This is a genomic window from Wenzhouxiangella sp. XN201, assembly GCF_011008905.1.
GTDB lineage: Bacteria > Pseudomonadota > Gammaproteobacteria > Xanthomonadales > Wenzhouxiangellaceae > Wenzhouxiangella.
In genome coordinates this window covers 1,665,001-1,688,968 of sequence record NZ_JAAIVI010000017.1, presented here as the reverse complement: position 1 = coordinate 1,688,968, position 23,968 = coordinate 1,665,001, and the positions used below count along the sequence as shown (strand labels likewise).

Here is a 23,968-nt window from a genome sequence, read left to right as displayed (position 1 = left end):
TCGGCAAGGCGCGCTTTCCCGGGGGTAGTAGACGGTGAATCGTTAACGATGGATTGGTTCGGATGAGCTACAGCAGCGAACAGAAGCAGGCGATTCTTGAAGAAGTGACCACGCAGATCGGTCGTCGCGACGGCGGTGAACACGATGCCGAATTCGCGCGTCGCTTCTTCCGCCGGATGCCGACGGCCGAGCTGGCCGAGATGTCGACCGATGACCTGGCCGCCCTGGCCGGTGGTTTTCTGGATTTTGCCCGCCAGCGCGTCGGTGACGAAATCCGCTTCCGGGTCTACAACCCGAACGTCGAGCGGCACGGCTGGGAGTCGACCCACACCGTCATCGAGATCGTCAATGTCGACATGCCTTTCCTGGTCGACTCGGTGGTCCTGGCCCTGTCCGAGCTGGGCATTTCGGCGCACCTGATCATCCACCCGGTGATGCGCGTGGTGCGCGATCAGGGCGGGCATCTGCTGCGACTGATCGACGACGGCGATACCGATACCGGCCAGGCCGAGTCGATGATGCACCTGCAGGTCGACCGCCAGAACTATCCGGAAATGCTGGCGAAGATCGAGACGCGAATTCTCTCCGCGCTGGCCGATGTGCGCCGGGCCGTGGCCGACTGGAAGCCGATGCTGGCGCGCTCGCGCGAGATTGCCGCCGAACTGCCGAAGTCTCACGCTTACCTGTCCGACGAAGCCCGCCAGGAAGCCCGTGATTTCTTCGAGTGGCTGGCCGATGACCACTTCACTTTCCTGGGCTATCGCGAGTACGTGATCGAGAAAGGCACGGGGGGCTGGGTGCTGCGGGCGATTGCCGACAGCGGCCTGGGCATCATGCACCCGTCACATCGCGATACACCGGTGCGGCCGCTCGAGGAGCTGGGTCGCGGCAGTGAGAACCCGAGTCCCGACGACCCGATCATCATCACCAAGACCAATGCCACCTCCAGCGTGCACCGCGGTGGCTACATGGACTACATTTCGGTTCTGTATTTTGATGAAGACGGCACGGTCACTGGTGAAAAGCGCCTGATCGGGATGTTCACGTCGGGCGCCTACATCCGCCGCTGCCAGGACACGCCGCTGGTGCGACGCAAGGTCGCGGATGTGGTCGAAATGTCCGGACTACAGTCTGGCAGCCACGCCGGCAAGGCCCTGATGCACATCCTCGAAACCCTGCCGCGCGACGAGCTTTTCCAGGCCTCCAGCGAGGAGTTGCTGGAAATGGCCATGGGCATTCTCGACCTGCAGGAGCGCAGTCAGACCCGGCTGTTCATCCGGCGCGAACGCTTTGGCCGCTTCTTCTCCTGCCTGGTGTTCATTCCGCGCGATCGCTTCAACACCGAAAACCGCGAAAAGATCCAGTCGATTCTCAAGCGCGCGCTCAAGGGCGAGCGCCTGGACTTCGCCGTGCAGGTGGGCGAGTCCAAGCTCGCCCGCGTGCATCTGGTGGTACGTCCGAAGGGCGACGCCACCGTCGACTTCGACATCGAAGCGATCGAAAACAGGATCAAGCAGGCGATCCGTTCCTGGGAAGACGACCTGACCGATATCCTGATCCGCGATCACGGCGAGGAACATGGTCTCGAGCTGGCACGGCGTTTCGGCAAGGCGTTTCCGGTGTCCTACGTCGATGACGTTTCGCCGCATGTGGCTGGTTACGACGTGGTCAAGGTCTCGAAGCTGCGCGATCTCGACGACCTGCGCATGAGCCTGTACAAGCCGCGCAAGCGCGGCGACGGCCTGCTGCGCTTCAAGGTCTTCAAGCACGGCGATCCGTTGCCGCTGTCCGACGTCCTGCCCATGCTCGAGAACCTGGGCATGCGCATCGTCTCCGAGCGGCCTTATGAGCTGACCGTCTCCGACGGACATCGGGTGTGGATCCAGGACTTCGACATGCGTCCACCGGGGGATCGCGACATCCAGCTCGACCGGGTGCGCGACAAGTTCCAGGAAGCGTTCGAGCAGATCTGGCGCCGACGCTGCGAGAACGATGGCTTCAACCGCCTGGTCATGCTCGCCGGTCTGGATTGGCGCCAGGTCAACCTGCTGCGCGCCTGCTCCAAGTACCTGTTGCAGACGGGCATGCCGTTCTCGCAGAACTACATGGAGCAGACCCTGGCCACCTGGCCGCTGGTCGCCCGGCTGCTGGTTGAATATTTCGAGTTGCGCTTCGATCCGTCGCGCGAGACCGGCGGCAAGCAGCAGCACGCGGCTGCCAGCAAGCGCCTGCGGGAAGTCTGCGAGGAGCTTGCAGAGACATACGACGACGAGGTGCTCCATGAATACCTGGGCAACGTCTGCAAGGCCCGTGGCGCCGACCAGCCCGATCGCGGCGCCATGGTCGTCCGCAAGGCCATCCTGCGTGCGGTCGACAGTGTCAGTTCCGCCGACCAGGATCGCATCCTGCGGGCCTTCTACGATCTGATTCGCTCAATGCTGCGAACCAACGTCTACCAGCGCGACGCGCGGGGCGAGTGGCATGAATATGCCAGCTTCAAACTGGACTCCTCGATCGTGCCGGAGTTGCCGCAGCCGCGCCCCTGGCGCGAGATCTGGGTGTACTCGCCACGGGTTGAAGGGATCCACCTGCGCGGCGGTCCGGTGGCCCGCGGCGGCCTGCGCTGGTCCGATCGGCGTGAGGATTTCCGCACCGAGGTGCTCGGCCTGATGCGCGCCCAGAGCGTGAAGAACACCATGATCGTGCCGGTCGGCGCCAAGGGCGGTTTCGTCGCCAAGCAGCTGCCCGAGGGCGATGACCGTGACGCCGTCATGGCCGAAGTGGTGTACTGCTACCGAAGCTTCATCAACGGCCTGCTCGACATCACCGACAACCTCAACGGCGATGAGCTGTTGCCACCGCGCGAGGTGGTGCGCCACGACGACGACGATCCCTACCTGGTGGTGGCCGCCGACAAGGGTACAGCGACCTTTTCCGATATCGCCAATGCGATCTCGGCCGAGCACGGCTTCTGGCTGGGCGATGCCTTTGCCTCGGGCGGTTCCAACGGCTACGACCACAAGAAGATGGGCATTACCGCCAAGGGCGCCTGGGAGTCGGTCAAACGCCATTTCCGCGAACTGGGCCTGGATACCCAGAACGAGGACTTCACCGTGGTCGGCATCGGCGACATGGCCGGCGATGTGTTCGGCAACGGCATGCTGCTGTCCGAACACATCCGGCTCAAGGCCGCCTTCAACCACATGCATATCTTCCTCGACCCGGAGCCGGACGCGGCGAAGAGCTTCGAGGAACGCAAGCGCCTGTTCGAACTGCCGCGCTCGACCTGGGCCGACTACGACGAAAAGCTGATTTCGAAAGGCGGCGGCGTGTTCTCGCGTCAGGCCAAGTCGATCGAGCTCTCCGAGGAGGTGCGCGAGTGGCTGGGAATCGAGGAGACGGCGCTGGCGCCGCATGATCTGATCAAGGCCATGCTCAAGGCACCGGCCGACCTGCTGTGGAACGGCGGTATCGGTACTTACGTCAAGGGCGAGCGCGAGGCGCATTCCGACGTCGGCGACCTGGCCAACAACCTGGTGCGCATCAATGGCCGTGAGATCGGCGCGCGTGTGGTCGGTGAGGGCGGTAACCTGGGCCTGACCCAGCTTGGACGCATCGAGTACGCCATGGTCGACGGTCGTATCAACACCGATTTCATCGACAACTCCGCCGGCGTTGACTGTTCCGACCACGAGGTCAACATCAAGATCCTGCTCAACGAGGCGGTCGAGCGCGATCTGATCGAGCTGGACGAACGCAATGAACTGCTGGCGGAGATGACCGACGAGGTCAGCGACCTGGTGCTGAGATCGAACTACCTGCAGAACCAGGCACTGAGCATGATGGAGTCGATCACCAGCGACCGCCTGGGGGCCGAGGCGCATTTCATCGCCGTACTCGAGCACCAGGACATCATCGATCGCGATCTCGAGCATTTGCCCGATGACGAGGAACTGCGCGAACGCGTCGCCCGTGGCCAGGGCCTGACCCGGCCGGAGCTGTCGCTGCTCTTGTCCTACAGCAAGATCACGCTTTACCAGGATCTGCTCGACTCCGACGTGCCCGAGGACCCCTACCTCTCGGCCGAGCTCAAGGACTATTTTCCGACGCCGCTTCGCGAGCGCTTCGGCGAATTGATGCCGGACCACCGCCTGTGGCGCGAGATCATCGCCACCCGGGTCACCAACAGCATCGTCAACCGCATGGGCGCGCCTTTCGTGATGCGTATCCGCGAGGATACCGGCGCCAATTCAGCCATGGTGGCCAAGGCCTATACGGTGGCGCGAGAAATCTTTGCCGCACGCGATTTCTGGCAGAAGATCGAGTCGCTCGACAACCAGGTGCCGGCGCGGCTGCAGCTCGAGGCACAGCTGGAAATGTGGAATCTGCTCCGCCAGGTCACGCGCCGGCTGATTACGCTGCCTGGAGGTTACGCCATCGACATTTCCAGCAAGGTCGAGCGATTCGCGCCGGGTATTCGCCGCTACCTCGAAGTGTTGCCCGACATGCTGCACGGTGAGCTCAAGGAAGCGCTGGATTCGCGCCAGGCCGAGCTGGTCGAGGCCGGGTTCACCGAGGACGTGGCACGCGAAGTGGCTGGTCTGCGCTTCGTCTACTCGGCGCTGGATATCGTCGACGAGGCGCGCATGCAGGACATGGAAGTCGAGGAAGTTGCCCGCGTGTACTTCCGCCTGTTCGATTTCCTTTGCCTGAAGTGGCTGCGTGCGCAGATCGAGGATCTGTCGGTCGAACGACAGTGGCACGCCCATGCCCGCGGCCACCTGCGCGACGATCTCTACCGCCACCACCGCGACCTGACCCGCCGTATCCTGCGCGAGACTGCCGGGGAAAAGGAGCCGGTCAAGACCTGGATGGCGAGTCACCACGAGGCGGTCGAGCGCATCAGCCTGATGCTCGAGGAGATGCGCAACACGGCATCGCGCGACTACCCGACGCTGCAGGTGGCGGTCAATGGACTCGGCCAGTTGCTGCATGCGACTTCCGAGTAAACGTTTGCTGGTTGGCTTGTTCGCTGGTTAGCTAGTTCGGCGCGGATCCCTCGGCGGGGCGGCTTCGCCGCGGAGTGAGTGGTGGTTACCCAGCGGCTGGCTAACACCTTGTCGTCCCGGAAATCGCGAACGCGATTATCCGGGACCCCGCACGCAAAGTTTCGGGACGGCCTGAGATATGCCATGCTATCGGTCAGGTGCGAGATCCCGGATAACCGCTTCGCGGTTTCCGGGATGACAAAGCGACCAATAGACGAAACGGCTAAACGACTCCGATGAAGTTTTCGATCCTCGCCAGCGCCCACCCCGCCTCGCAGGACGCGGCGAAGAAGCTGCGGGAGCGCTATGGCGATGTCGAGTTGGACGAGGCGGAGGTGCTGGTGGTGCTTGGCGGGGACGGCTTCATGCTGCATACCCTGCACGAGCACGTCGACCGCAACCTGCCGGTGTTTGGCATGCGACTGGGCGAGGTCGGTTTCCTGATGAACCGCTTTGGCGAGGACGACCTGCCCGAGCGTATTGCCGGAGCGCGTGAAGTCGTCCTCAATCCGCTCGAGATGGTCGCCACGAACGAGCAGGGCGAGTCACATCGTGCCGTGGCCATCAACGAAGTCGCATTGCTGCGCCAGACCAACCAGGCCGCACATATCCGCATCCTGGTCAACGGCCGCGAACGCGTCGAACGGCTGGTTGCCGACGGCGTGCTGCTGGCCACCGCCGCCGGATCGACCGCCTACAATCTCTCCGCGCACGGCCCGATCCTGCCATTGGGTACCGAAGCCGTGGTGCTCACGCCCATCTCCCCCTTTCGCCCGCGCCGCTGGCAAGGCGCGATCCTGCCCGCCACGGCCGAGGTCCGCCTGGAAGTGCTGCAACCCGAACGCCGCCCGGTCAGCGCCACCGCCGACTACGACGAGTTTCGCCACGTCACCCACGTCGATGTCCGCCAGCAGCGCCATATCACCCACCGGCTCCTGTTCGACCCCGAGCATTCGCTGGAAGAGCGCATCCTCTCCGAGCAGTTTTTCCAGTAAAGCGTTGGCTGGTTTGCTTGCTTAGCCCCGCTTTGTCATCCCGGCCCTGAGCCGGGATCTCGCACGTAGAGGATCAGCACGGCCAGCCTGATTGCAATCTGACAGTTGCGAGATCCCGGATAAGCGCTGCGCGCTTTCCGGGATGACAGAACAACCAGCCAACCAGCCAACCAGCCAACCAAACACCCCGCCCGTTATAATGCCTCCCATGCCCGAGAACGCGAACACGACGCCCGAAGCCAACCAGCCCGGCCCCCTGATCATCGGGATCTCTTCGCGAGCCCTGTTCGACCTTGATGCCTCGCACCGGGTGTTCGAGAAGGAGGGTCTGGCGCGCTACATGGCGTATCAGCGCGAGCACGAGAATGAGATTCTGGGCAAGGGCGTGGCCTTTCACCTGGCCGAAAAGCTGCTGGGGCTCAACGACGACGGCATGGACCACCCCGGCGTGGAGGTGGTGCTGATGTCGCGCAACAGTGCCGACTCCGGTCTCCGCATCTTCAACTCGATCGAACACTACGGGCTGGACATCCAGCGCGCGGTGTTCACCAACGGCGCCAGTCCGGCCGACTATATCGAGCCCTCCGGCGCCCAGCTTTTTCTTTCGGCCAACGACGACGATGTCCGGCGCGTGCTGATGGCCGGCTACGCCGCTGCCACCATCCTGCCGTCGGCGATTCGCGAGAACCGCTCGAGTCAGCTCCGCCTGGCGTTCGACGGCGACGCGGTGATCTTTTCCGACGAGGCCGAGCGGATCTACAAGGAACACGGCCTGGAGGCCTTCTCCGACAGCGAAAAGCGCGCTGCCATGAACCCGCTGGCCGCCGGTCCGTTCAAGCCGGTGCTCGAGGGCATTCAGCGCATCCAGTCGGCCTATCCGATGGAGGAGAATCCGATTCGCACGGCGCTGATTACGGCCCGATCGGCCCCGGCCCACAAGCGTGTGATCATGACCCTGCGCGCCTGGGGCATCCGCGTCGACGAGGCGATGTTCCTGGGCGGGCGCGAAAAGGCGCCGTACCTGCGTTCCTTCGGTGCCGACATCTTCTTCGACGATCAGACGGTACACTGCTCCCTGGCCAGTCGCGAAGTGGCCACCGGCCACGTGCCGCACGGCGTCGCCAACGAGCCGTCATCGGATGTAAGCGAAGGAAAGGAATGAAGGAACCACAGAAGACACTGAAAGCACGGAAGAGAATGTTTTGAGATCGATTCTTCCGTGTATTCGCTGCTTTCCGTGGTTGAATTATTTCTGATTGATCTCTTGAAACCAAGGAAGCCATACATGCTCCAGAAATTGATACTGACACTGCTCCTGTTGACCCTGGCATTGCCGCTTGCGGCGCAGGAAAACGGGGACAGTGACGAAGCCGAGGAAGGTCCTTACGCCGACTGGTCGGTGACCGAACCGCCGGGCGACTGGGAGACGATTACCATCGATACCGACGAGGTGACCTGGTCGGACGTCGACGTCCATCCCGACGGTGAAACGCTGGTTTTCCACATGCTCGGCGACATCTACACCGTCCCCATCGGCGGCGGCGAAGCGAGCGCGCTGACCAGCGACCTGGCCTGGAATTTCCAGCCGCGCTACAGCCCGGACGGGGAAAAGATCGCTTTCATTTCCGACCGTGACGGCGCCGAGAACGTCTGGATCATGGATGCTGACGGCTCCAACCTGTCGCAGGTCACGGACGAAACCGAGCATCTGCTGCACAACCCGGCCTGGTCGCCGGACGGCGACTACATCGCCGCCCGCAAGGGTTATGTCTCGCAGCGGTCCATCCCGGCCGGTTCGATCTGGATGTACCACCGCGGCGGCGGCAAGGGCGTGGTGCTGGTCGATCGCCTGCACGGCGAAGATTCGCAGAAGAACATTGCCGAGCCGGAGTTTTCGAACGACGGACGCTACGTCTACTTCAGCCAGGACATGACGCCCGGCTCGACCTGGGAATACAACAAGGACGCCAACCAGGGCATCTTCGCGATTCGACGCCTGGACCGCGAAACCGGTGAAACCGAAACCGTCGTCTCCGGACCCGGCGGTGCGATCCGGCCGGTACTCTCGCCTGACGGCGAGCAGCTTGCCTTCGTGCGCCGCAATCCCACCGAGCTGACCTCGCGCCTGATGGTCAAGGATCTGGAGTCGGGTATCGAGCGCACCCTGTTCACCCAGCTCGAGCGCGACAAGCAGGAAACCTCCGGCGACATGGGCAACTTCCCGGGCTTTTCCTGGACGCCGGACGGCGAGTCGATCGTGGTCTGGACCGGTGGCAAGTTCCATCGTATCGGTAACGACGGCTCGCACGAGCAGATCGATGTGCGTGTGGTAGCCGAAAAGCAGATTCATCCGGCGCTCAAGCGCTCGGTCGAAGTCTCGCCGGATACCTTCCCGGTGCGCATGGCGCGCTGGACGCAACGCAGCCCGGATGGCCGCTATGCGGTTTACCAGGCCCTGGGCTATCTTTGGCTGCACGATTTCGAGGGCGATACCCGGCGCCGCCTGACCGATCAGGACGAACACTGGGAGTTTTACCCGCGCTTTTCACCCGATAGCCGTTCGGTGGTCTACACCACCTGGCATGACGAGGACCTGGGTACGGTGCGAATCACTCCGGTTGGACGGGGTCGTACCCGCACCCTGACCGACGAGCCGGGTCACTACATCGAGCCGTCGTTTTCCTCCAACGGCGAGCAGGTGGTGTTCGTGCGCACAACCGGCGGCTACCTGACTTCGCCAGCCTGGTCCGAGCGCACCGGTCTTTACGTCGCCGACGCCGACGACGGCGGCATGCGGCGGGTGCACGAAACCGGCAGCAATCCGCAGTTCTCGCCCGACGGCGAGCGCGTGCTGTTTTCGCAGGGCAGCGGCGATGGATTGACGCTCAGCAGTGTCAACCTGGACGGCAACGATCCGCGCGAACATCTGCAGGGCAAGTGGATCACCGAGTACCAGGTTTCACCCGATGGGCGCTGGGTCGCCTTTACCGAGCACTACAACGCCTACGTCGCACCGTTCTTTCCCGCTGGCGGCAAGATCACCCTGGGCGGCGATGCGACGGCGTTCCCCGTCCGCCAGGTCTCGGCGCGGGCCGGCGACCACCTGCATTTCGATGCTGACAGCTCGGCCATCGGCTGGTCGCACGGGGCCACGCTCTACCGGCGCGAATTGAGCGACGCCTTCGCCTTCCTCGAAGGGGCGCCCGAGGAATTGCCCGAACCGGAAACCGAGGGCCTTGAGTTGGGCTTCGAGGTCGAGTCCGATCGTCACGACGGGCGCATCGCCCTGGTCGGTGCGCGCGTCGTGACCATGCGCAATGCGGCCGAAGAGCAGGAAGTGATCGAAGACGGCGTGGTGCTGGTCGAAGGCCATCGCATCCGCGCGGTGGGCGCCCGTGACGAGATCGATATCCCGTCGGGCTTCGAGACCATCAATGTTGCCGGAAAGACCATTCTGCCCGGACTGCTCGATGCCCATGCCCATGGCCCGATGAGCTCGCGCCAGCTCACGCCGCAGCAGAACTGGGCGCAGATGGCCAATCTGGCCTTCGGCGTGACCTCGATTCACGATCCCTCCAACGACAATGCCGCCATCTTTTCGATGGCCGAGTTGCAGCGGGCCGGCAAGGTGCTGGCGCCCCGCATCTGGTCGACCGGCCGGATTCTCTACGGCGCGCTCGCGCCGGGGGCGACTGCCAAGGTCGGTTCTTACGAGGACGCTGAATTCCACGTCCGTCGTCAGAAGGAACTGGGCGCGATCTCGGTCAAGAGCTACAACTATCTCCGACGCGACCAGCGCCAGCAAGTGCTCGAAGCCGGGCGCAATCTCGATGTGATGGTGGTGCCCGAGGGCGGCATGCGACTGGAGCAGAACCTCAACCACATCGTCGACGGTCATACCGGCCTGGAACACAGCCTGTCGATCAAGACCGCCTATGACGACATTCGCCAGCTCTGGAGCCAGACCGAAGTGGTCTATTCACCCACCTTCGTCGTTGCCTACGGCGGCCTGATGGGCGAGGAATACTTCTACGATCGCTATGAGGTCTGGAAGAACGAACGCCTGCTGAATTTCGTGCCGAAGTTCATCGTCTACCCGCGCTCGATCCGCCGCCCGACCGCGCCGGATGAGCACTACAACCACGTTTTCGTGGCCGAACAGGCCAAGGACTTCAACGAACTGGGTATTCCGGTGGTGATCGGCGCACACGGCCAGCTAGCAGGCCTGGGCGCGCACTGGGAGATGTGGGCGATGGTGCAGGGCGGCTTCTCGCCCTGGGAAGCCCTGCGCGGCGCGACCATCGACGGTGCCGAGTACTTCGGCATGGAAAACGACATCGGTTCAATCGAGTCGGGCAAGCTGGCCGACCTGATCGTTGTTGACGGCGATGTGCTCGCCGACATCGAGCAGAGCCAGAACGTGGTCTACACCATGCTCAATGGCCGTCTTTACGAGGCGTCCACGATGAATCAGGTCGCCCCCGAGCAGGTCGAGCGCGATGCGTTGTTCTTCGAGCAGGAAGGTGGCGATGCCTGGATGCCGGAGACGATGGACTACATCGAGAGTCTCGGCCGGCAGCACGGCTGGCATCATCACTGATGCCGGACGACCCCGCCGGCCGCGCGGCCGGCGGGGTATGTAACGGCTACTGGCGGTTGCGGCGTTCCTGCCGCATTTCCTGAGCGCGCTGGATAATTTCCTCGCCGGTCATGCCGTCGAGGGACTTGTACAGCGCCGACATGCCCCCGCCCCAGGCAGACGAGTCGTAGGTGCCAAGGTAACGCAGTGCTGCATCGAGCTGCTGATACTGCGAGGATGTGGTGTCCATGGCAATCAGCTCGAGGCTTTCCTGGAAGGCCTGCGGCGAGGAACCGTCGACCACCATCGTGAGCCCGTAACCTTCCTCTTCCGCTTCCCCTTCCATGCGGGGAATCTTCTTCTCGGGATCGACCTGATCGCGCCGCGGCAGTTCCGCGGGCTCCTCGCGCTCGGCGCTGCGCCGAATCTCGCGGTCGCTGTCGGTCGACTGCTCCTGCGCCGCTTCGGTCTCGGCTTCCACTGCAGGCTCTTCGCTCTGACCGCAGGCAACGGCCAGGACGAGTACGCTGAGTATGCTGAAGGTCTTTTTCACTGCTTTCTCCATGATTGGGTCTGTCAAAAATCGATGCACGGGCTTTAGATGGCCTTGAGCCGGCTCAGTTCCGACTCATCGACCATTTCGCCGTACAGGTCGTGCTGGTCGGCGCGCGTGATGTGGACCATGACGGCATCCCCCGGGCCCACGGACCCGGCATTGGTGATGACCACCTGGCCGTCGATCTCGGGCGCGTCGCCGTAGCTGCGACCGATGGCGGTCGATCCTTCGATCGCGTCGATCAGCACCGGTTCGACGCTGTCGATGCGCCGTCTCAGGCGTTGCGCGCTGATGGCGGACTGATGCTGCATGAAGCGATGCCAGCGTTCTTGGGCCACTTCGGCGGGTACGGCATCGGGCAGTTCGTTGGCCCGCGCGCCGGCCACGGGTGAGTAGGTGAAGCAGCCGACGCGGTCGAGCTGGGCCTCATCGAGCCAGTCGAGCAGTTCCTGGAAGTCATTTTCGGTCTCGCCCGGAAAGCCGACGATGAAGGTCGAGCGGATGACCAGTTCGGGGCATTCCCGTCGCCAGCGGTGGACGCGCTCGAGCGTGTTTTCGGCCGCGGCCGGGCGTTTCATGGCCTTGAGCACACGATGGCTGGCATGCTGGAACGGGATGTCGAGGTAGGGCAGGATGCGCCCGGCGTTCATCAGTCCAATGAGCTTGTCGACGTGCGGGTAGGGGTAGACGTAGTGCAGCCGCACCCAGATGCCGAGCTCGCCCAGTGCGTCGCACAGGTCGTAGATTCGGCTTTCGTATTCGCGCCCGTGCCAGTAGTCGGTCTGGTATTTCAGGTCGACGCCATAGGCGCTGGTGTCCTGGCTGATCACGAGCAGTTCCTGTACGCCCCGGTCGGCCAGTTGCTCGGCCTCGCGCATGATCATTCCCAGGGGCCGGCTGACCAGTCGGCCACGCATCGACGGGATAATGCAAAAACTGCACTTGTGGTTGCAACCCTCTGAAATCTTTAGATATGCGTAGTGCTGTGGCGTGAGTTTCAGGCCGCCGGGGGGCACCAGGTCGAAGCGCGGATCGTGGGGGCGCGGCAGGTGCTGGTTGACCGTGGTCACCACCGCTTCGGCCTGGTGTGGTCCGGTCACGCCGAGCACCTTGGGATGAATCCGGGTGATGTCTTCGGGTTTTGCACCCATGCAACCCGTGACCAATACCTTGCCGTTGGCCTCCAGCGCCTCACCGATGCTCTCCAGTGACTCGGCCTTGGCCGAGTCGATGAAGCCGCAGGTGTTGACCACCACCAGGTCGGCCTGCTGGTAGTCGGCCGCGATATCGTAGCCTTCGCTCTTCAGGCGCGAGACGATCTCCTCGGAATCGACCAGGGCCTTGGGGCAGCCCAGGGAGACCAGGCCCACGCTCGGGCGGTGTTCAGCATCGGGTTGGTTCATGGCGGCGTATTCTACCCGGTTGTTGGGGCGGCACCGGGTGGTGCCGTGCAAAATGCCGCGGGAAGCGCTTGCGGCGCTATGGGCTCGTCTGGCCGTGGGGGCGTTTGGGTGCCAGCGAGATTATGAAGGCTGCACGCTGGTGGCCTGTTGCTTTCAATCCTGGTTTTTTGGAGCGGCAGGCGCGGATAATTGGGAGATTTCCGCCGAGTGCTTCCCGCGGCATTTTGCACGACACCACCCGGTGCTGACATGTTGGAGGAGGCTGATTGGATGGGCAATGCGCTGGCCGAAGCCCGCCATGAAGCCACTCCAAACCTGCCAAGGTGACGAGTGGGGGTGGCAATTCGCGGGAGCGGGGCGCGGATACCGGCACAAACCCCTCCGCACTTTCAGCATGGGCCCACGCTGACCAAGGTCAACTGCGCTTGAATTCGATGGTGCCTGATAAGGTCGGCACGAAAAAGCCCCTGGGCTAGCAGTTGATCGGGCGGCGTTCGCCCCGCTCCCGCGAATTGCCACCGCCGCTCGTCACCCCGCCCCCACACCCTGAACGACACGGCGCAGAAGTTCGATACCGTCGAGCAACCGCGGCCCCGGCCGCCCCAACCACGCTTCACTGATCGCAAAGATCCGGTCATGGGCAATCGCAGGAACCGCCTCCCAGCCTTCACGGCGGCGCACGATATGCGGGCGATATTTCGCCTCGTCCACCCCGCACCAACTCATGACGATGGCTTGGGGAGCGGCGTCCCGAACCATTTCGGTACTCACTTCCAGGCTTTCGGCCGGCTGGTCGGCCCACGGGTTGACCGCACCGGCAAGCGCGAGCATTTCGTTGACCCAGGAATCCCGTCCGGGGACGATCACGGGTTTGGGCCACCATTCGACCAGGATGGGGACCGGACTGCCGGGCGGGGGTTGCCGGTTCAGCGCCTGCTCGAACCGCCCGGCCCATTCTGCGGCCGCGGAATCGGCATTGATGGCCTCGCCGATACGCCGGATATCTTCAGCCACGTCCGCCAGGCGGTGCGGCCGGGTGACCAGCAGGGGCAGCCCGGCTTTTTCCATGCGTTCCAGGCAGCGTTCGTGTCCGGGCACGGTCAGCGAGGTGATGACCAGGTCCGGCTCGAGGGCGAGGATCTTCTCCACGTCCACGTCGAGATCCGGCCCGATCCGCGGCAGGCGCTCGACCACCTCGGGCGGGTAATCGGAATGATCGTCGACCCCCACCAGCCAGTCGACCCGGCCCAGGGTGCAGACGATCTCGGTATTCGAGCAGGTGTGGCTGATAATACGCATTGGTCTACGATCGGGCTTTGCGGGTGGCACGGTCTCACGCAGAGTCGCAGAGACGCAGAGGACGCAGGGAAAAAGAGAAAGACCGGTTGATGGAGGAATGATAAAACAACTTGTTCTGATCTTTTCCAACTTTCGATCTGTTTTTCTCTGCGAACTCCGCGTTCTCTGCGTCTCTGCGTGAGGCCCAATGAATCACGACTTAACCGAAGTCCGCTCTTGCCAAGTATCTGCTGCGCGATGTCCTCTGGCCTCGTTGATCGGCCAGGCCGCCACGATCGCCGCGGCAAATAGCACCAGACAGAATACGATGGCGGTGGCCAGACCCAGCCAGGCCTGGAGCAGCCCCAGGCCCAGGATGCCGAAGATGGCGGCGAGCTTGCCGGCGGTACCCCAGAAGCCGAAGAACTCGGCGGCCTTGCCGCGCGGCGTGAGCGTGCCGACCAGGGTGCGACCGGCCGATTGCGACGAGCCCAGGCTCAGTCCCGCGAGCAGGCCGGCGAACAGGAAAACGTGCTGGGCCTGCCAGTTAAGCTCGAACCACTCCCCGGCCAGCCTGGCGACGGTGGGTGTCTGCCATATGGCGGTAATGGCGATCAGCCACAGGAACAGCGTCAGCAGGTAGGTCAGCCGGGCACCCAGGCGCTGCTGCAGCAGGCCGAAGATGACTGCGCCGAGTGCGGCGGTAACCTGGACGGTGACGAACATGGCGATCCGGATCGACTCGTCCCAGCCGATCACCTGGGCACCGTAGATAAAGGCGAAGCTGATGATGATGTAGATACCGGCCATCTTGAAGAAGATCGAGATCAGCAGCCAGCGCAGGTCGGGGAAGTGCGCCACGTGGGCGAAGGTATTGGCCAGGCGCCGAAAGCCGGCCTTGACCGCGCTGTCGCCGGGTCCGAGTTCCCTTTGCCGGCCCCGATCGCGCACCCACAGGAAGGTTGGAATGGCGGTCAGGAGAAAGAACACGGCGGCGAAGGGTCCGACCCAGCGCACATTGTCGTAGTTGGCGAGGCTGACCTCGCCCAGAAAGAGCAGGGCGAAAGCGGTCGAGACCAGGCCGCCGACATAGCCCAGTGCCCAGCCCAGGCCCGATATCCATCCCAGGTCCTTGCGCGGGCCGAGGCCGGGCAGGAAGCTGGCGATAAAGCCCTCGCCAATGGCGTAGGCGAAGTTCGAGACGATGATCAGGATCATCGCGGTCGTGATCCAGCCCGGTTCGACCAACCACAGCAGCGCGGTTGCCGCTACGGTCAGCAGATAGCTGGTGAAGAGGAAGGCCTTGCGCCGCCGGCCGTGGTCCATGATGGCGCCACAGATTGGATTGGCCACGACTACCAGGGCGTAGGAGATGGCCAGGGCGATGCTCCACAGCAGGTTTCCCAGGCGGTAGTCGGGCGCATCGCCGACGATCACACGCGTAAACAGGTCGCCGAAGACCACCGTGATGATCAACAGCGTGTAGGCCTGGTTGGCGAAGTCGAACATCGCCCAGCCGAAGATTTCCTTCGCTGGTGCGCGTTTTCGGGTGACCACTTGTTTCGGGTTCCTGCGGAACTGGAGTTGAGGGTAACGCAGTGGGGGCTGGCGCGCCTGCCTGCTTCGCAGGGTGGTTCGTCAACTCGCTGCCGCTGGCTTATGCGTTGCTACCGCCGGGTTGGCGGGCCTCGACAAGTCAAAGGCGGTTTCGCCCGGCGCGCTTCGCGCGCACTTGCGGCGAGGTACTTTTTTGTCGCGCCAAAAAAGTACCCAAAAAATGCGCTTAAAAGATGACGGTTACGTCTCTGAAATATCTAAGCGGAGTGGCTTCACAGACTGTGACTGGGGCTTTGCTTGGGACCGGCTGCGGAACATGCTGGCTTGCGATGACGCCTGCTAAGGCCCGCATCTGGCACTCCGACTTCGAGTGGCGTCCTACCCTTGGACTCTGTACCACCCTCAATCGAAGCCGACCCCGATCGAGGTCGTGCTGTGTGGGTGCGGGCTACGCCCAGACTCTATCGAAAACGTCATGTTTCACGACCGAGCCATCGCGAAGGCAAAAGCGGTATCTCCGTTAAGCCCTTGGGCCAACTGGTCCTGCGGACCAACCGCGTCTTTTAAGCGCACTTTTGGGTACTTTTGTTGCAACCGACAAAAGTACCTCGCCCAAAGAGCTTGCGAAGCAAGCCGGGCGAAACGCCTTTGACTTGTCGAGGTTCGCACAGCGACCAGTGGCGTTAGCCAATCGAGCGCCTGTGCAGCAGGCTGGCGAAACCGCCTGTGACTTGTCGAGGCCCCCGGTGGCAGCAACACAACACCTAGAGGAAGCGGCGGCGGAACCAGATATAGAGCCCGAGGCCGATGACGCCCATCAGTCCCAGCAGTCCGAAATAACCCCACTCCCAGTCCAGTTCGGGCATGTACTCGAAGTTCATACCGTATATGCCGGCCATGAAGGTCAGGGGAATGAAAATGCTGGCCATGACCGTCAGGGTCTGCATGGCCTTGTTGCTGCTCTGAGCGCTGAGTGACATGTGCAGCTCGATCAGGCTGGCGGACAGCTCACGGGTGGCGTCGACCATGTCCTGCAGCTGGATCGTCCGATCGTGGACATCCTGCAGGTAGATGCGCAGTTCCTGGCGAAATACCGTTTCCTCACGTAGCAGGCGCGAGAGCAGGTCGCGTTGGCGCCAGCACAAGCGGCCGAGCGCGATCAGGGCGCGGCGCTGGTCGTGGATGGCGGGCAGGATATCCTCGCCGCGGCCGTCGAGGACCTCGTCCTCGGTCTGGTCGATGCGTGCGGCAACGGCTTCCAGCACCGGAAACAGACTGTCGATGGCTACGTCGAGCAGGGCATAGCCCAGGTAGTCGAGCGGGTCGGTGCGCAGTCGGCTTTCGGGGCGCCCGAGTCGATCGTGAATGGGTGCAAACAGCGCGCTCTGTCGCGCCCGAAAGCTCAACAGCCAGCCGTCCCCCAGCGCCAGTCCCAGCGTGTCGAGCCCGGGCTGGCCGCTTTCGGGGTCGAGCTGGGGGACCTGGGTGACGATCAGGTGGGTGCCGTCGGCGCTGTCGGTCTTGGTCTGCGGCTCGCGGTTGACCAGGTCGGCGAGCATCATCGGATGCAGCGCGAATTCCTGGCCGATGGCCTTGAGCAGTTCGTCGCTGCCGAACCCGGTGACATCGACCCAGATGCGTTCACACTGTGTCCGTGCGCGGCGCAGGCTTGCCAGATCGGGGTTGCGCAGGGTTTCGACTTCGCTGCCGCGAAAACAGACCACCGTCATCCGGGTCGGCATGGCGTCGGGATCGATGAACAGGGTGCCGGGTACCGTGCCGGGTGGGCGGCGGGCACCGGCAAGGGTCAGACCCAGCAGGTGGTGGGCCGGCAGCTGGACGAGCTGACGCACGAATCGCTTGCCCAGGTCCTGGAGGTGGTTGAGCTGGTCCGTGAGGCTCATGGCACGATCTCCCTGAACTTGTTTTGGTAAACGTCCTCGCCGAGAATGCCGCCATGGACGAATCGACACAAAAGCATCATACCGCGCTGATCACCGGCGCAGCTTCGGGGCTGGGCGAGGCCATGGCACGGCGATTCGCAGCTGGCGGATGGCAGGTCATCATTGCCGACCGCAATATCGATGTGGCCCGCCGGGTCGCCGAATCACTGGGTGAGGGTAACGAGGCGGTGGCCCTGGACGTAACCGAGCCAGAACAATGGCAGGCGCTGGTCGAGCATGTGCGCGAAACGCGCGGCCGACTCGATTTGCTGGTCAATAACGCCGGGGTAGCGGTCGGCGGTTCGCTCGAGGACACGCCGGCCGAAGACTGGCGCTGGGTAATCGATATCGACCTGATGGGGGTGGTCTGGGGCTGCAAGGCCTTCGCGCCGATGCTGCGCGAACAGGGTCACGGCCATGTCGTCAACGTGTCGTCATTTGCGGGCCTGGCTGGCGCTCCCCAGATCAACGCCTACGGCACGGCCAAGGCCGGGGTGATTGCGATGTCCGAGATGCTGCGAACTGAACTGGCGCCGGCCGGCGTGCATGTTTCCGTTCTGTGTCCGGCGTTCGTGCGGACCAACCTGACCCAAACCATGCGCGCGCCCGACGGCTACCACAAGCGTGTTGAGCGTTGGATGGACACTTCGGGCGTCACTGTGGAGGACGTTGCCGAAACGGTGTTTGGCGCTGTCGGCAAGCGGCGATTCATGCTGTTGACCCACGGCAACACGCGCTGGCTCTGGTGGATCAAGCGCTGGTTCCCCGAGCTGTACCATCGAATGATCATGCGCAGTGTGCGCAAGGCGATGCGGCACCGAGCCTGAATCAAAGTCCGTTGTCTGCTTCACCCCAGGTGCGGGCCATGATCAGGTAGACAAACGACGCCGACCAGGTAATCAGCATGAATCCCACCAGGGCCTCGGTGCCGGCGAGGAAACGCACCGGCCCGACGGCGAACAGGTCGCCCCAGCCCACGGTGGTGTAAGTGGTTGCCGAAAAGTAGACGCAATCGAGAAAACTCAGCGAGTCGTAACCCACGATGGCGCCGAGTTCCGAATACGACAGAAGGCCCCAGTAGGCCAGGCCGAACAGCCAGATTTCGGCGATGTGGGCCAGCAGCAGGGCGAACATGACCAGCAGCAGGGTGGGGCGGTGGTGATGGTGCCTGCCTCCCCGGTTACTCAGGCGTTTGCCTGCTCCCCAGCGATTGAGCGCCGCAATGACTTCGAAGTGAAAGAATATTGCCAGCATGACCACCACGAGCGTGGTCAGGGCGACGGTCCATTCCGCGCTGCCGATCTCACTCACGTCGACTAGCCGATCACACCCAGGCGTTTGCCGACGCGGGTGAAGGCCTCGACGGCCTGCTCGAGATGTTCACGCGTGTGCGCCGCCGAGATCTGCGTGCGAATGCGCGCCTGGCCCTTGGGGACGACCGGGTAGAAGAAACCGATCACGTAGATCCCCTCCTTGAGCAGTTCGTCAGCCATTTTCTGCGCCAGCGGCGCGTCGTGCAGCATCACCGGTACGATCGGGTGTTCGCCCGGCAGCAGTTCGAAGCCGGCATCATGCATGGCCTGGCGGAAAAAGCGTGTGTTCTCGGCCACGCGATCGCGCAACTCGCTCGACCCGGTCAGCATCTCGAATACCTTGATGCTGGCGGCGACCAAATGCGGCGCGAGTGAATTCGAGAACAGGTAGGGCCGCGAGCGCTGCCTGAGCATGTCGACGACTGGCTGGCTGGCCACGGTAAAGCCGCCCATGCCGCCACCCAGGGCCTTGCCCAGGGTCGAGGTAAAGATATCGACCTTGTCCATCACGCCGTGGTGTTCGGCCGAGCCGCGGCCGGTGGGGCCGAAGAAGCCGGTGGCGTGACAGTCATCGACCATTACCAGGGCGTCGTACTTCTCGGCCAGGGCGGTGATCTCGTCGAGCTTTGCGACGTAGCCGTCCATGGAGAACACGCCGTCGGTGGCGATCAGGCGGGTCCGCTTGTCCTGGGTCTCTTTCAGGATGTCTTCGAGCGCATCCATGTCCGAATTGGGGTAGCGATGGCGTTCGGCCTTGCACAGGCGAACGCCGTCGATGATCGAGGCGTGGTTGAGCTGATCGGAGATCAGCGCGTCCTCCGGCCCCAGCAGCGGTTCGAACAGCCCGCCGTTGGCATCGAAGCAGGCCGCATACAGAATGGCATCGTCCTTGCCGAAGAAGTCCGCGATGGTCTTCTCCAGTTGTTTGTGCAGATCCTGCGTGCCGCAGATGAAACGCACCGAAGCCAGGCCAAAGCCGTGATCGTCCAGTGCCGCCTTGGCCGCCGCGATGATCTCGGCGTTGTCGGCCAGGCCGAGATAGTTGTTGGCGCAGAAGTTGAGTACCTTGCCGCCCTCGAGCGTCTCGATCTCGACGCGCTGCGGCGTCGTGATCTGCCGCTCGCGCTTGTACAGCCCGTCGGCTTCGATCTGCGCCAGTTCGTCTCGCAGTCTCTTGAGAGTCGCTTCGTCGCTCATGGTTGTTAGCTCGCTTGAGGTTTTTGGGAACCGCAGATTACGCAGATTAACGCAGATTTATAGAACAATTTTCTCAAGAATCAATCTGCGCAAATCTGCGAAATCTGCGGTTTCAAAAGCTCAGCCTATCGTTCCGCAGCCACCTTGCCGGTCCAGTCGCAGACGACCTTGCCGCACTGGCCCGAGGCCATCAGTTCGAAACCGGTTTCGAAGTCGTCGATGGCAATCTGGTGAGTCAGCACCTTGTGTAGCGGAAAGCCAGTGAGCACCATCTGCGTCATCTTGTACCAGGTTTCGTACATGCGCCGGCCGTAGATGCCGTGCACTTCCAGGCCCTTGAAGATGACCTGGTCCCAGTTGACGCCGGTGTCCTTCGGCAGCAGGCCGAGCAGGGCGACCTTGCCGCCGTTGTACATCAGCGTCAGCAGGTCGCGGAAAGCGTGCGGGTTGCCCGACATTTCCATGCCGATGTCGAAGCCGTCGATATCGAGTTCTTCGCGAATGTCGCGCAGGTTTTCCTGCGTGACGTTGATAGTCCGGGTGGCGCCCATGTCGCGCGCGAGTTGCAGGCGATAGTCGTTGACGTCGCTGACGACGATATGGCGTGCGCCGACATGCTTGGCGATTCCCGCGGCGATGATGCCGATCGGACCGGCACCCGTGATCAGCACGTCTTCGCCGACCAGATCGAACTGCAGCGCGCAGTGCGCGGCGTTGCCGAAGGGGTCGAAGAAGGCGGCCAGCTCCGAGGGAATCTGATCGGGTATCGGCCACAGGTTGGTGGCCGGCACCACGACGTACTCGGCAAAGCCGCCGTCGCGGTTGACGCCGATGCCTTCGGTATGCGGGCAAAGGTGCGGCTTGCCGGCGCGGCAATTTCGGCAGACTCCGCAGACCACATGGCCTTCGGCGGACACGCGCTGGCCTTCTTCATAGCCGCGCACGCTTGAGCCCAGCGCGACGATGCGGCCGACGAACTCGTGGCCCAGGATCAGGGGCGGACGGATGGTGCGTTGCGACCACTCGTCCCACTGATAGATGTGCAGGTCGGTGCCGCAGATCGCGGTCTTCTCGAGCTTGATCAGAACGTCGTTCGGGCCGGGCGAGGGAACTGGAACCTCGCGCAGTTCCAGACCGGGAGCAGGCTCGGGCTTGACCAGCGCGCGCATCGTGCTCGTCATGGGAAACTCCGCGTGAAATGAAGTCGCCCATTATAAGGGACGGGGACTTCCGGTTTTGCGGTGGTGGTTCGCGTGCGGGCGGTCGATCCGCGTATTATTGGGGCATGAGGGATAGTTTGCTGCAACTGGGACTGGGCGGCGTTATCGGGTTACTGATCGGGCTGGTTGTCGCCGCCGCGATCATACGCCGGCAATTTCATCGCCGATTGCGTGAAGCGCTCGAGAGTGCGCGCGATGCCCGCGAGCGCCTGGCCCAGTCGGAATCACGCTATCGCCTGCTGGCCGAGAATGCCACCGATGTGATCTGGACGCTGAAAGTGCCGGAGCTGTCCTACACCTACATCAGCCCGGCCGTCGCGCGCCTGCGCGGAATTTCGGTCGAGCAGGCCATGGGCGAGACCTTTCCACAATCGGTCGTGCCCGAGCAACGCGAGTGGGTTCGCCGCCTGATCGAGAATCGTATTCGTGCCTACAAGGGTGGGCGTTTCGATCCGACCGAGCCTTACCGGGTGGAGCTGCGCCAGCGCACCGCGGCAGGGGAAGAAGTGGTGGTCGAAGTGATGGCGACCCTGGTGATCGACGAGGCTGGCGAGGTCACGGCAATCCAGGGGATTTCGCGCGATGTCACCGCCCGGATACGGGCCGAGCGAGAGCTCAAGTCGCGTGAGGTCATCCTGGCCAGCCTGGCCCGGGGTGCACGCCTGCTTTTCACGGCCCGTGACAAGGACGAAGTGATGGTCCGGGCCCTGGGTGTGCTGGGTGAAGCGGTCAGTGCTGACCGAATCTACGTCTTCGAAAATCGCACCGAGGATGATACCGGCCGGCTTGTCGCCGACATGCGCTTCGAGTGGTGCCGCGCCGGCATCCGGGCCGAGATCGACAACCCCGACATGCAGGGGATGCCCTACGACGAGGCCATACCGGATTGGCAGCCCCTGCTCGAGTCCGGGCAGGTCGTCCACGGTGTGGTCAAGGAACTGCCGCAGGCCGAGCGTGAATTACTGGAAGCCCAGGACATCGTCTCCATCCTGGTTGTGCCGATCTTCATGGACGGCCGTTTCTGGGGCCTGATCGGCTTCGACGACTGCACGACGGCGCGCGCCTGGGGGCAGGCCGAGATCGACGCCCTGCAGGTGGCCGCCGGCGTGATCGGCGGCGCAATCCGGGCGCTGCGTACCGAAGAGGAACTGCGCCGGCTCATCTCGACCGATTCCCTGACCGGGCTGAGTTCCCGCAGGAGTTTTCTGCGGCGGGCGCGCGACCTGTTCCAGGAGGCGAGACGCAGTGGCAGCGGCCTGGCGCTGATGATCATGGACCTCGACCACTTCAAGTCGGTCAACGACACCTGGGGACACCCGGTCGGTGACGAGGCCCTCAAGGTTTTTGCCCGCATCTGCCGAGCAACCCTGCGCGAAGATGACCTGATCGGCCGCACCGGCGGCGAGGAGTTTGCCGTCGTACTGCGCGACATCGATGCGGTCCCGGCGGGTCGGCTGGCAGAGTCCTTGCGACGGCGCGTCGAGCAGACCCCGGTCGAATTGCCCGACGGAAGCATGAATCTCACCGTCAGCATCGGCCTGGTCGGTCTGGAGGAAGAGGTCGACAGTTTCGGTGAATTGCTCAAGCGCGCCGACGACGCACTCTACCGGGCCAAGCGGGGTGGGCGAAATCGGGTGATGTCCGGGCCGGCTTAGTCGGACTTCTTGCCGCTCAGGCCGTGTTTTCTCAGTACGCCCCGGAACTGGTCGTAGCTGAGCTTGAGCCAGCTGGCCGCCTTGCCCTGGTGCCCGCCGTTGACGGTCAGTGCGTGGCGTGCCAGCCGGCGTTCCGTGGCATCGAGAAAGGCGCGCAGGTCGATTGGTTCAGTCGGCAGCCGGAGTTCGCCGTCCTGCGTGTCGCTTCCCGTTTCGCCTGGACGCCAGGGTGACTCGAACGGGTCGAACTGTATCTCGGCGATGGGCTGGTCCGGCTCGGGATGGCGATAGACGCCTCGCTCGACGGCGTTCTTGAGTTCGCGCACGTTGCCCGGCCAGTGCCAGGTCAGCAGCGCCTCGGCGGCTTCGCGACTGAAACCGGGAAACAGCTCCCAGCCGATATCACGTGCCATGCGGATGGCGAAATGCTCGGCCAGGGGCAGGATATCCTCGCGCCGCTCGCGCAGGGGCGGCAGGGTGATCACGTCAAAGGCCAGGCGATCGAGCAGGTCGGCGCGGAAGCGGCCTTGCCGGGCCAGGGTCGGCAGATCGACGTTGCTGGCGCCGACAACGCGCACGTCGACTTCAATGGTCTTGGACGAACCCAGGCGCTCGAACCGGCCGTACTCGATCACGCGCAGGATCTTTTCCTGCACGGCCAGGGAGGTGCTGGCCAGTTCGTCGAGAAAAAGGGTGCCGCCATCGGCCTGCTCGAAGCGGCCGGTGCGTTGCCGGGCCGCATCGGTAAAGGCGCCCGCTTCGTGGCCGAATAGTTCGGATTCGAGCAGGGGCTCGCTGATGGCCGCGCAGTTGAGCCGCACCAGCGGCTGATCCCAGCGTGGAGAAAGAAAGTGCAGGCGCTCGGCGACGACTTCCTTGCCGGTACCGCGTTCGCCCACGATCAGCACCGGCCGGTTCAACTCGGCCGCGCGCGAGACGTCTTCAAGCACGCCGAGAAAGGCGGGCGATTCACCGATAATTGGCTGCTCAGTTCGGTTCATCGGGCTGTCAGCATGCCGGTGTGATTCCCTTGCGCGGGTTGCAGGATGACACCAAAATCCGAAATCCGAAGCACCAAATCCGAAACAGACACCTGAAGCAGCGATTTGCTGAAGTGTTTTGTTTCGTGCTTGGGATTTCGAATTTGTTTCGTATTTTCGAGTTTCGTATTTCGAATTTCTGATTCGAATGTAGGCACGGACTCTCTCGGCTCCGATGTCTGTC

Annotated in this window: 15 protein-coding genes; 6 read left to right on the top strand and 9 right to left on the bottom strand. The window is 63.3% G+C overall.

Annotation, left to right across the window (positions count from 1 at the left end; translation table 11 throughout):
• Positions 1–62 precede the first annotated feature (62 nt).
• The 4 genes from G4Y73_RS07990 to G4Y73_RS07975 all read left to right on the top strand — a co-directional run bounded on the left by G4Y73_RS07990 (position 63) and on the right by G4Y73_RS07975 (position 10,643).
• Complete coding sequence (locus G4Y73_RS07990) at positions 63–5,009, top strand: NAD-glutamate dehydrogenase domain-containing protein (protein ID WP_164231022.1); 4,947 nt, start codon at positions 63–65, stop codon at positions 5,007–5,009.
• Between the two features lie 275 nt (positions 5,010–5,284).
• The gene (locus tag G4Y73_RS07985) at positions 5,285–6,043 is read left to right on the top strand and encodes an NAD kinase (protein WP_164231021.1); all 759 of its coding nucleotides are present in this window, start codon (positions 5,285–5,287) and stop codon (positions 6,041–6,043) included.
• A 208-nt stretch (positions 6,044–6,251) separates the two neighbouring features.
• Positions 6,252–7,205 (top strand): 5'-nucleotidase, encoded by a 954-nt coding sequence (locus G4Y73_RS07980; RefSeq protein ID WP_205596517.1) that lies wholly within the window; start codon positions 6,252–6,254, stop codon positions 7,203–7,205.
• A 123-nt stretch (positions 7,206–7,328) separates the two neighbouring features.
• Positions 7,329–10,643 (top strand): amidohydrolase family protein, encoded by a 3,315-nt coding sequence (locus G4Y73_RS07975; RefSeq protein WP_164231019.1) that lies wholly within the window; start codon positions 7,329–7,331, stop codon positions 10,641–10,643.
• A gap of 46 nt (positions 10,644–10,689) precedes the next feature.
• On the opposite strand, the gene G4Y73_RS07970 is transcribed toward G4Y73_RS07975, so the two are convergent.
• The 5 genes from G4Y73_RS07970 to corA all read right to left on the bottom strand — a co-directional run bounded on the left by G4Y73_RS07970 (position 10,690) and on the right by corA (position 17,320).
• Positions 10,690–11,175: a hypothetical protein gene (locus G4Y73_RS07970; protein WP_164231018.1), complete on the bottom strand. Its 486-nt coding sequence runs from the start codon at positions 11,173–11,175 to the stop codon at positions 10,690–10,692.
• 44 nt (positions 11,176–11,219) lie between these two features.
• Complete coding sequence (gene rimO, locus G4Y73_RS07965) at positions 11,220–12,581, bottom strand: 30S ribosomal protein S12 methylthiotransferase RimO (RefSeq protein WP_164231017.1); 1,362 nt, start codon at positions 12,579–12,581, stop codon at positions 11,220–11,222.
• A 528-nt stretch (positions 12,582–13,109) separates the two neighbouring features.
• A complete protein-coding gene (locus G4Y73_RS07960; RefSeq protein WP_164231016.1) occupies positions 13,110–13,880 on the bottom strand; it encodes a cobalamin-binding protein in 771 nt (256 codons plus the stop codon).
• 192 nt (positions 13,881–14,072) lie between these two features.
• Positions 14,073–15,368 carry an MFS transporter gene (locus G4Y73_RS07955; protein ID WP_164231253.1) on the bottom strand — a complete coding sequence of 432 codons (1,296 nt, stop codon included), beginning with the start codon at positions 15,366–15,368 and terminating at the stop codon, positions 14,073–14,075.
• A gap of 812 nt (positions 15,369–16,180) precedes the next feature.
• Complete coding sequence (gene corA, locus G4Y73_RS07950; protein ID WP_164231015.1) at positions 16,181–17,320, bottom strand: magnesium/cobalt transporter CorA; 1,140 nt, start codon at positions 17,318–17,320, stop codon at positions 16,181–16,183.
• 53 nt (positions 17,321–17,373) lie between these two features.
• Between corA and G4Y73_RS07945 the strand changes: the two genes are divergently transcribed.
• On the top strand, positions 17,374–18,186 hold the full coding sequence (locus G4Y73_RS07945) for an SDR family NAD(P)-dependent oxidoreductase (RefSeq protein WP_164231014.1): 813 nt from the start codon (positions 17,374–17,376) through the stop codon (positions 18,184–18,186).
• Position 18,187: 1 nt separating this feature from the next.
• Here the strand turns inward: G4Y73_RS07945 and G4Y73_RS14270 are convergent, their stop codons facing one another.
• From G4Y73_RS14270 to tdh, 3 genes are all read right to left on the bottom strand, one after another.
• On the bottom strand, positions 18,188–18,670 hold the full coding sequence (locus tag G4Y73_RS14270) for a potassium channel family protein (protein WP_164231013.1): 483 nt from the start codon (positions 18,668–18,670) through the stop codon (positions 18,188–18,190).
• Positions 18,671–18,675: 5 nt separating this feature from the next.
• Entirely contained in the window at positions 18,676–19,869 is a 1,194-nt protein-coding gene (kbl, locus tag G4Y73_RS07935; RefSeq protein ID WP_164231012.1) for a glycine C-acetyltransferase, read from the bottom strand.
• Between the two features lie 125 nt (positions 19,870–19,994).
• Positions 19,995–21,038: an L-threonine 3-dehydrogenase gene (gene tdh, locus G4Y73_RS07930; protein WP_164231252.1), complete on the bottom strand. Its 1,044-nt coding sequence runs from the start codon at positions 21,036–21,038 to the stop codon at positions 19,995–19,997.
• A gap of 116 nt (positions 21,039–21,154) precedes the next feature.
• Between tdh and G4Y73_RS07925 the strand changes: the two genes are divergently transcribed.
• A complete protein-coding gene (locus tag G4Y73_RS07925; RefSeq protein WP_164231011.1) occupies positions 21,155–22,744 on the top strand; it encodes a sensor domain-containing diguanylate cyclase in 1,590 nt (529 codons plus the stop codon).
• On the opposite strand, the gene pspF is transcribed toward G4Y73_RS07925, so the two are convergent.
• Positions 22,741–23,745, bottom strand: coding sequence for a phage shock protein operon transcriptional activator (gene pspF / locus G4Y73_RS07920; RefSeq protein WP_164231010.1), 1,005 nt, complete (start codon positions 23,743–23,745; stop codon positions 22,741–22,743). The two genes, G4Y73_RS07925 and pspF, sit on opposite strands and share 4 nt — an antisense overlap.
• Positions 23,746–23,968 lie beyond the last annotated feature (223 nt).

What these genes read in the sequence shown, in the direction of transcription:
- corA (WP_164231015.1), bottom strand. Translation starts at nt 17,320, where the DNA reads ATGAGCCTCACGGACCAGCTCAACCACCTCCAGGACCTGGGCAAGCGA.
- G4Y73_RS07985 (WP_164231021.1), top strand. Translation starts at nt 5,285, where the DNA reads ATGAAGTTTTCGATCCTCGCCAGCGCCCACCCCGCCTCGCAGGACGCG.
- kbl (WP_164231012.1), bottom strand. Translation starts at nt 19,869, where the DNA reads ATGAGCGACGAAGCGACTCTCAAGAGACTGCGAGACGAACTGGCGCAG.
- tdh (WP_164231252.1), bottom strand. Translation starts at nt 21,038, where the DNA reads ATGCGCGCGCTGGTCAAGCCCGAGCCTGCTCCCGGTCTGGAACTGCGC.
- G4Y73_RS07925 (WP_164231011.1), top strand. Translation starts at nt 21,155, where the DNA reads ATGAGGGATAGTTTGCTGCAACTGGGACTGGGCGGCGTTATCGGGTTA.
- rimO (WP_164231017.1), bottom strand. Translation starts at nt 12,581, where the DNA reads ATGAACCAACCCGATGCTGAACACCGCCCGAGCGTGGGCCTGGTCTCC.
- G4Y73_RS07980 (WP_205596517.1), top strand. Translation starts at nt 6,252, where the DNA reads ATGCCCGAGAACGCGAACACGACGCCCGAAGCCAACCAGCCCGGCCCC.
- G4Y73_RS07990 (WP_164231022.1), top strand. Translation starts at nt 63, where the DNA reads ATGAGCTACAGCAGCGAACAGAAGCAGGCGATTCTTGAAGAAGTGACC.
- pspF (WP_164231010.1), bottom strand. Translation starts at nt 23,745, where the DNA reads ATGAACCGAACTGAGCAGCCAATTATCGGTGAATCGCCCGCCTTTCTC.
- G4Y73_RS07945 (WP_164231014.1), top strand. Translation starts at nt 17,374, where the DNA reads ATGGACGAATCGACACAAAAGCATCATACCGCGCTGATCACCGGCGCA.
- G4Y73_RS07975 (WP_164231019.1), top strand. Translation starts at nt 7,329, where the DNA reads ATGCTCCAGAAATTGATACTGACACTGCTCCTGTTGACCCTGGCATTG.
- G4Y73_RS07955 (WP_164231253.1), bottom strand. Translation starts at nt 15,368, where the DNA reads ATGTTCGACTTCGCCAACCAGGCCTACACGCTGTTGATCATCACGGTG.
- G4Y73_RS07960 (WP_164231016.1), bottom strand. Translation starts at nt 13,880, where the DNA reads ATGCGTATTATCAGCCACACCTGCTCGAATACCGAGATCGTCTGCACC.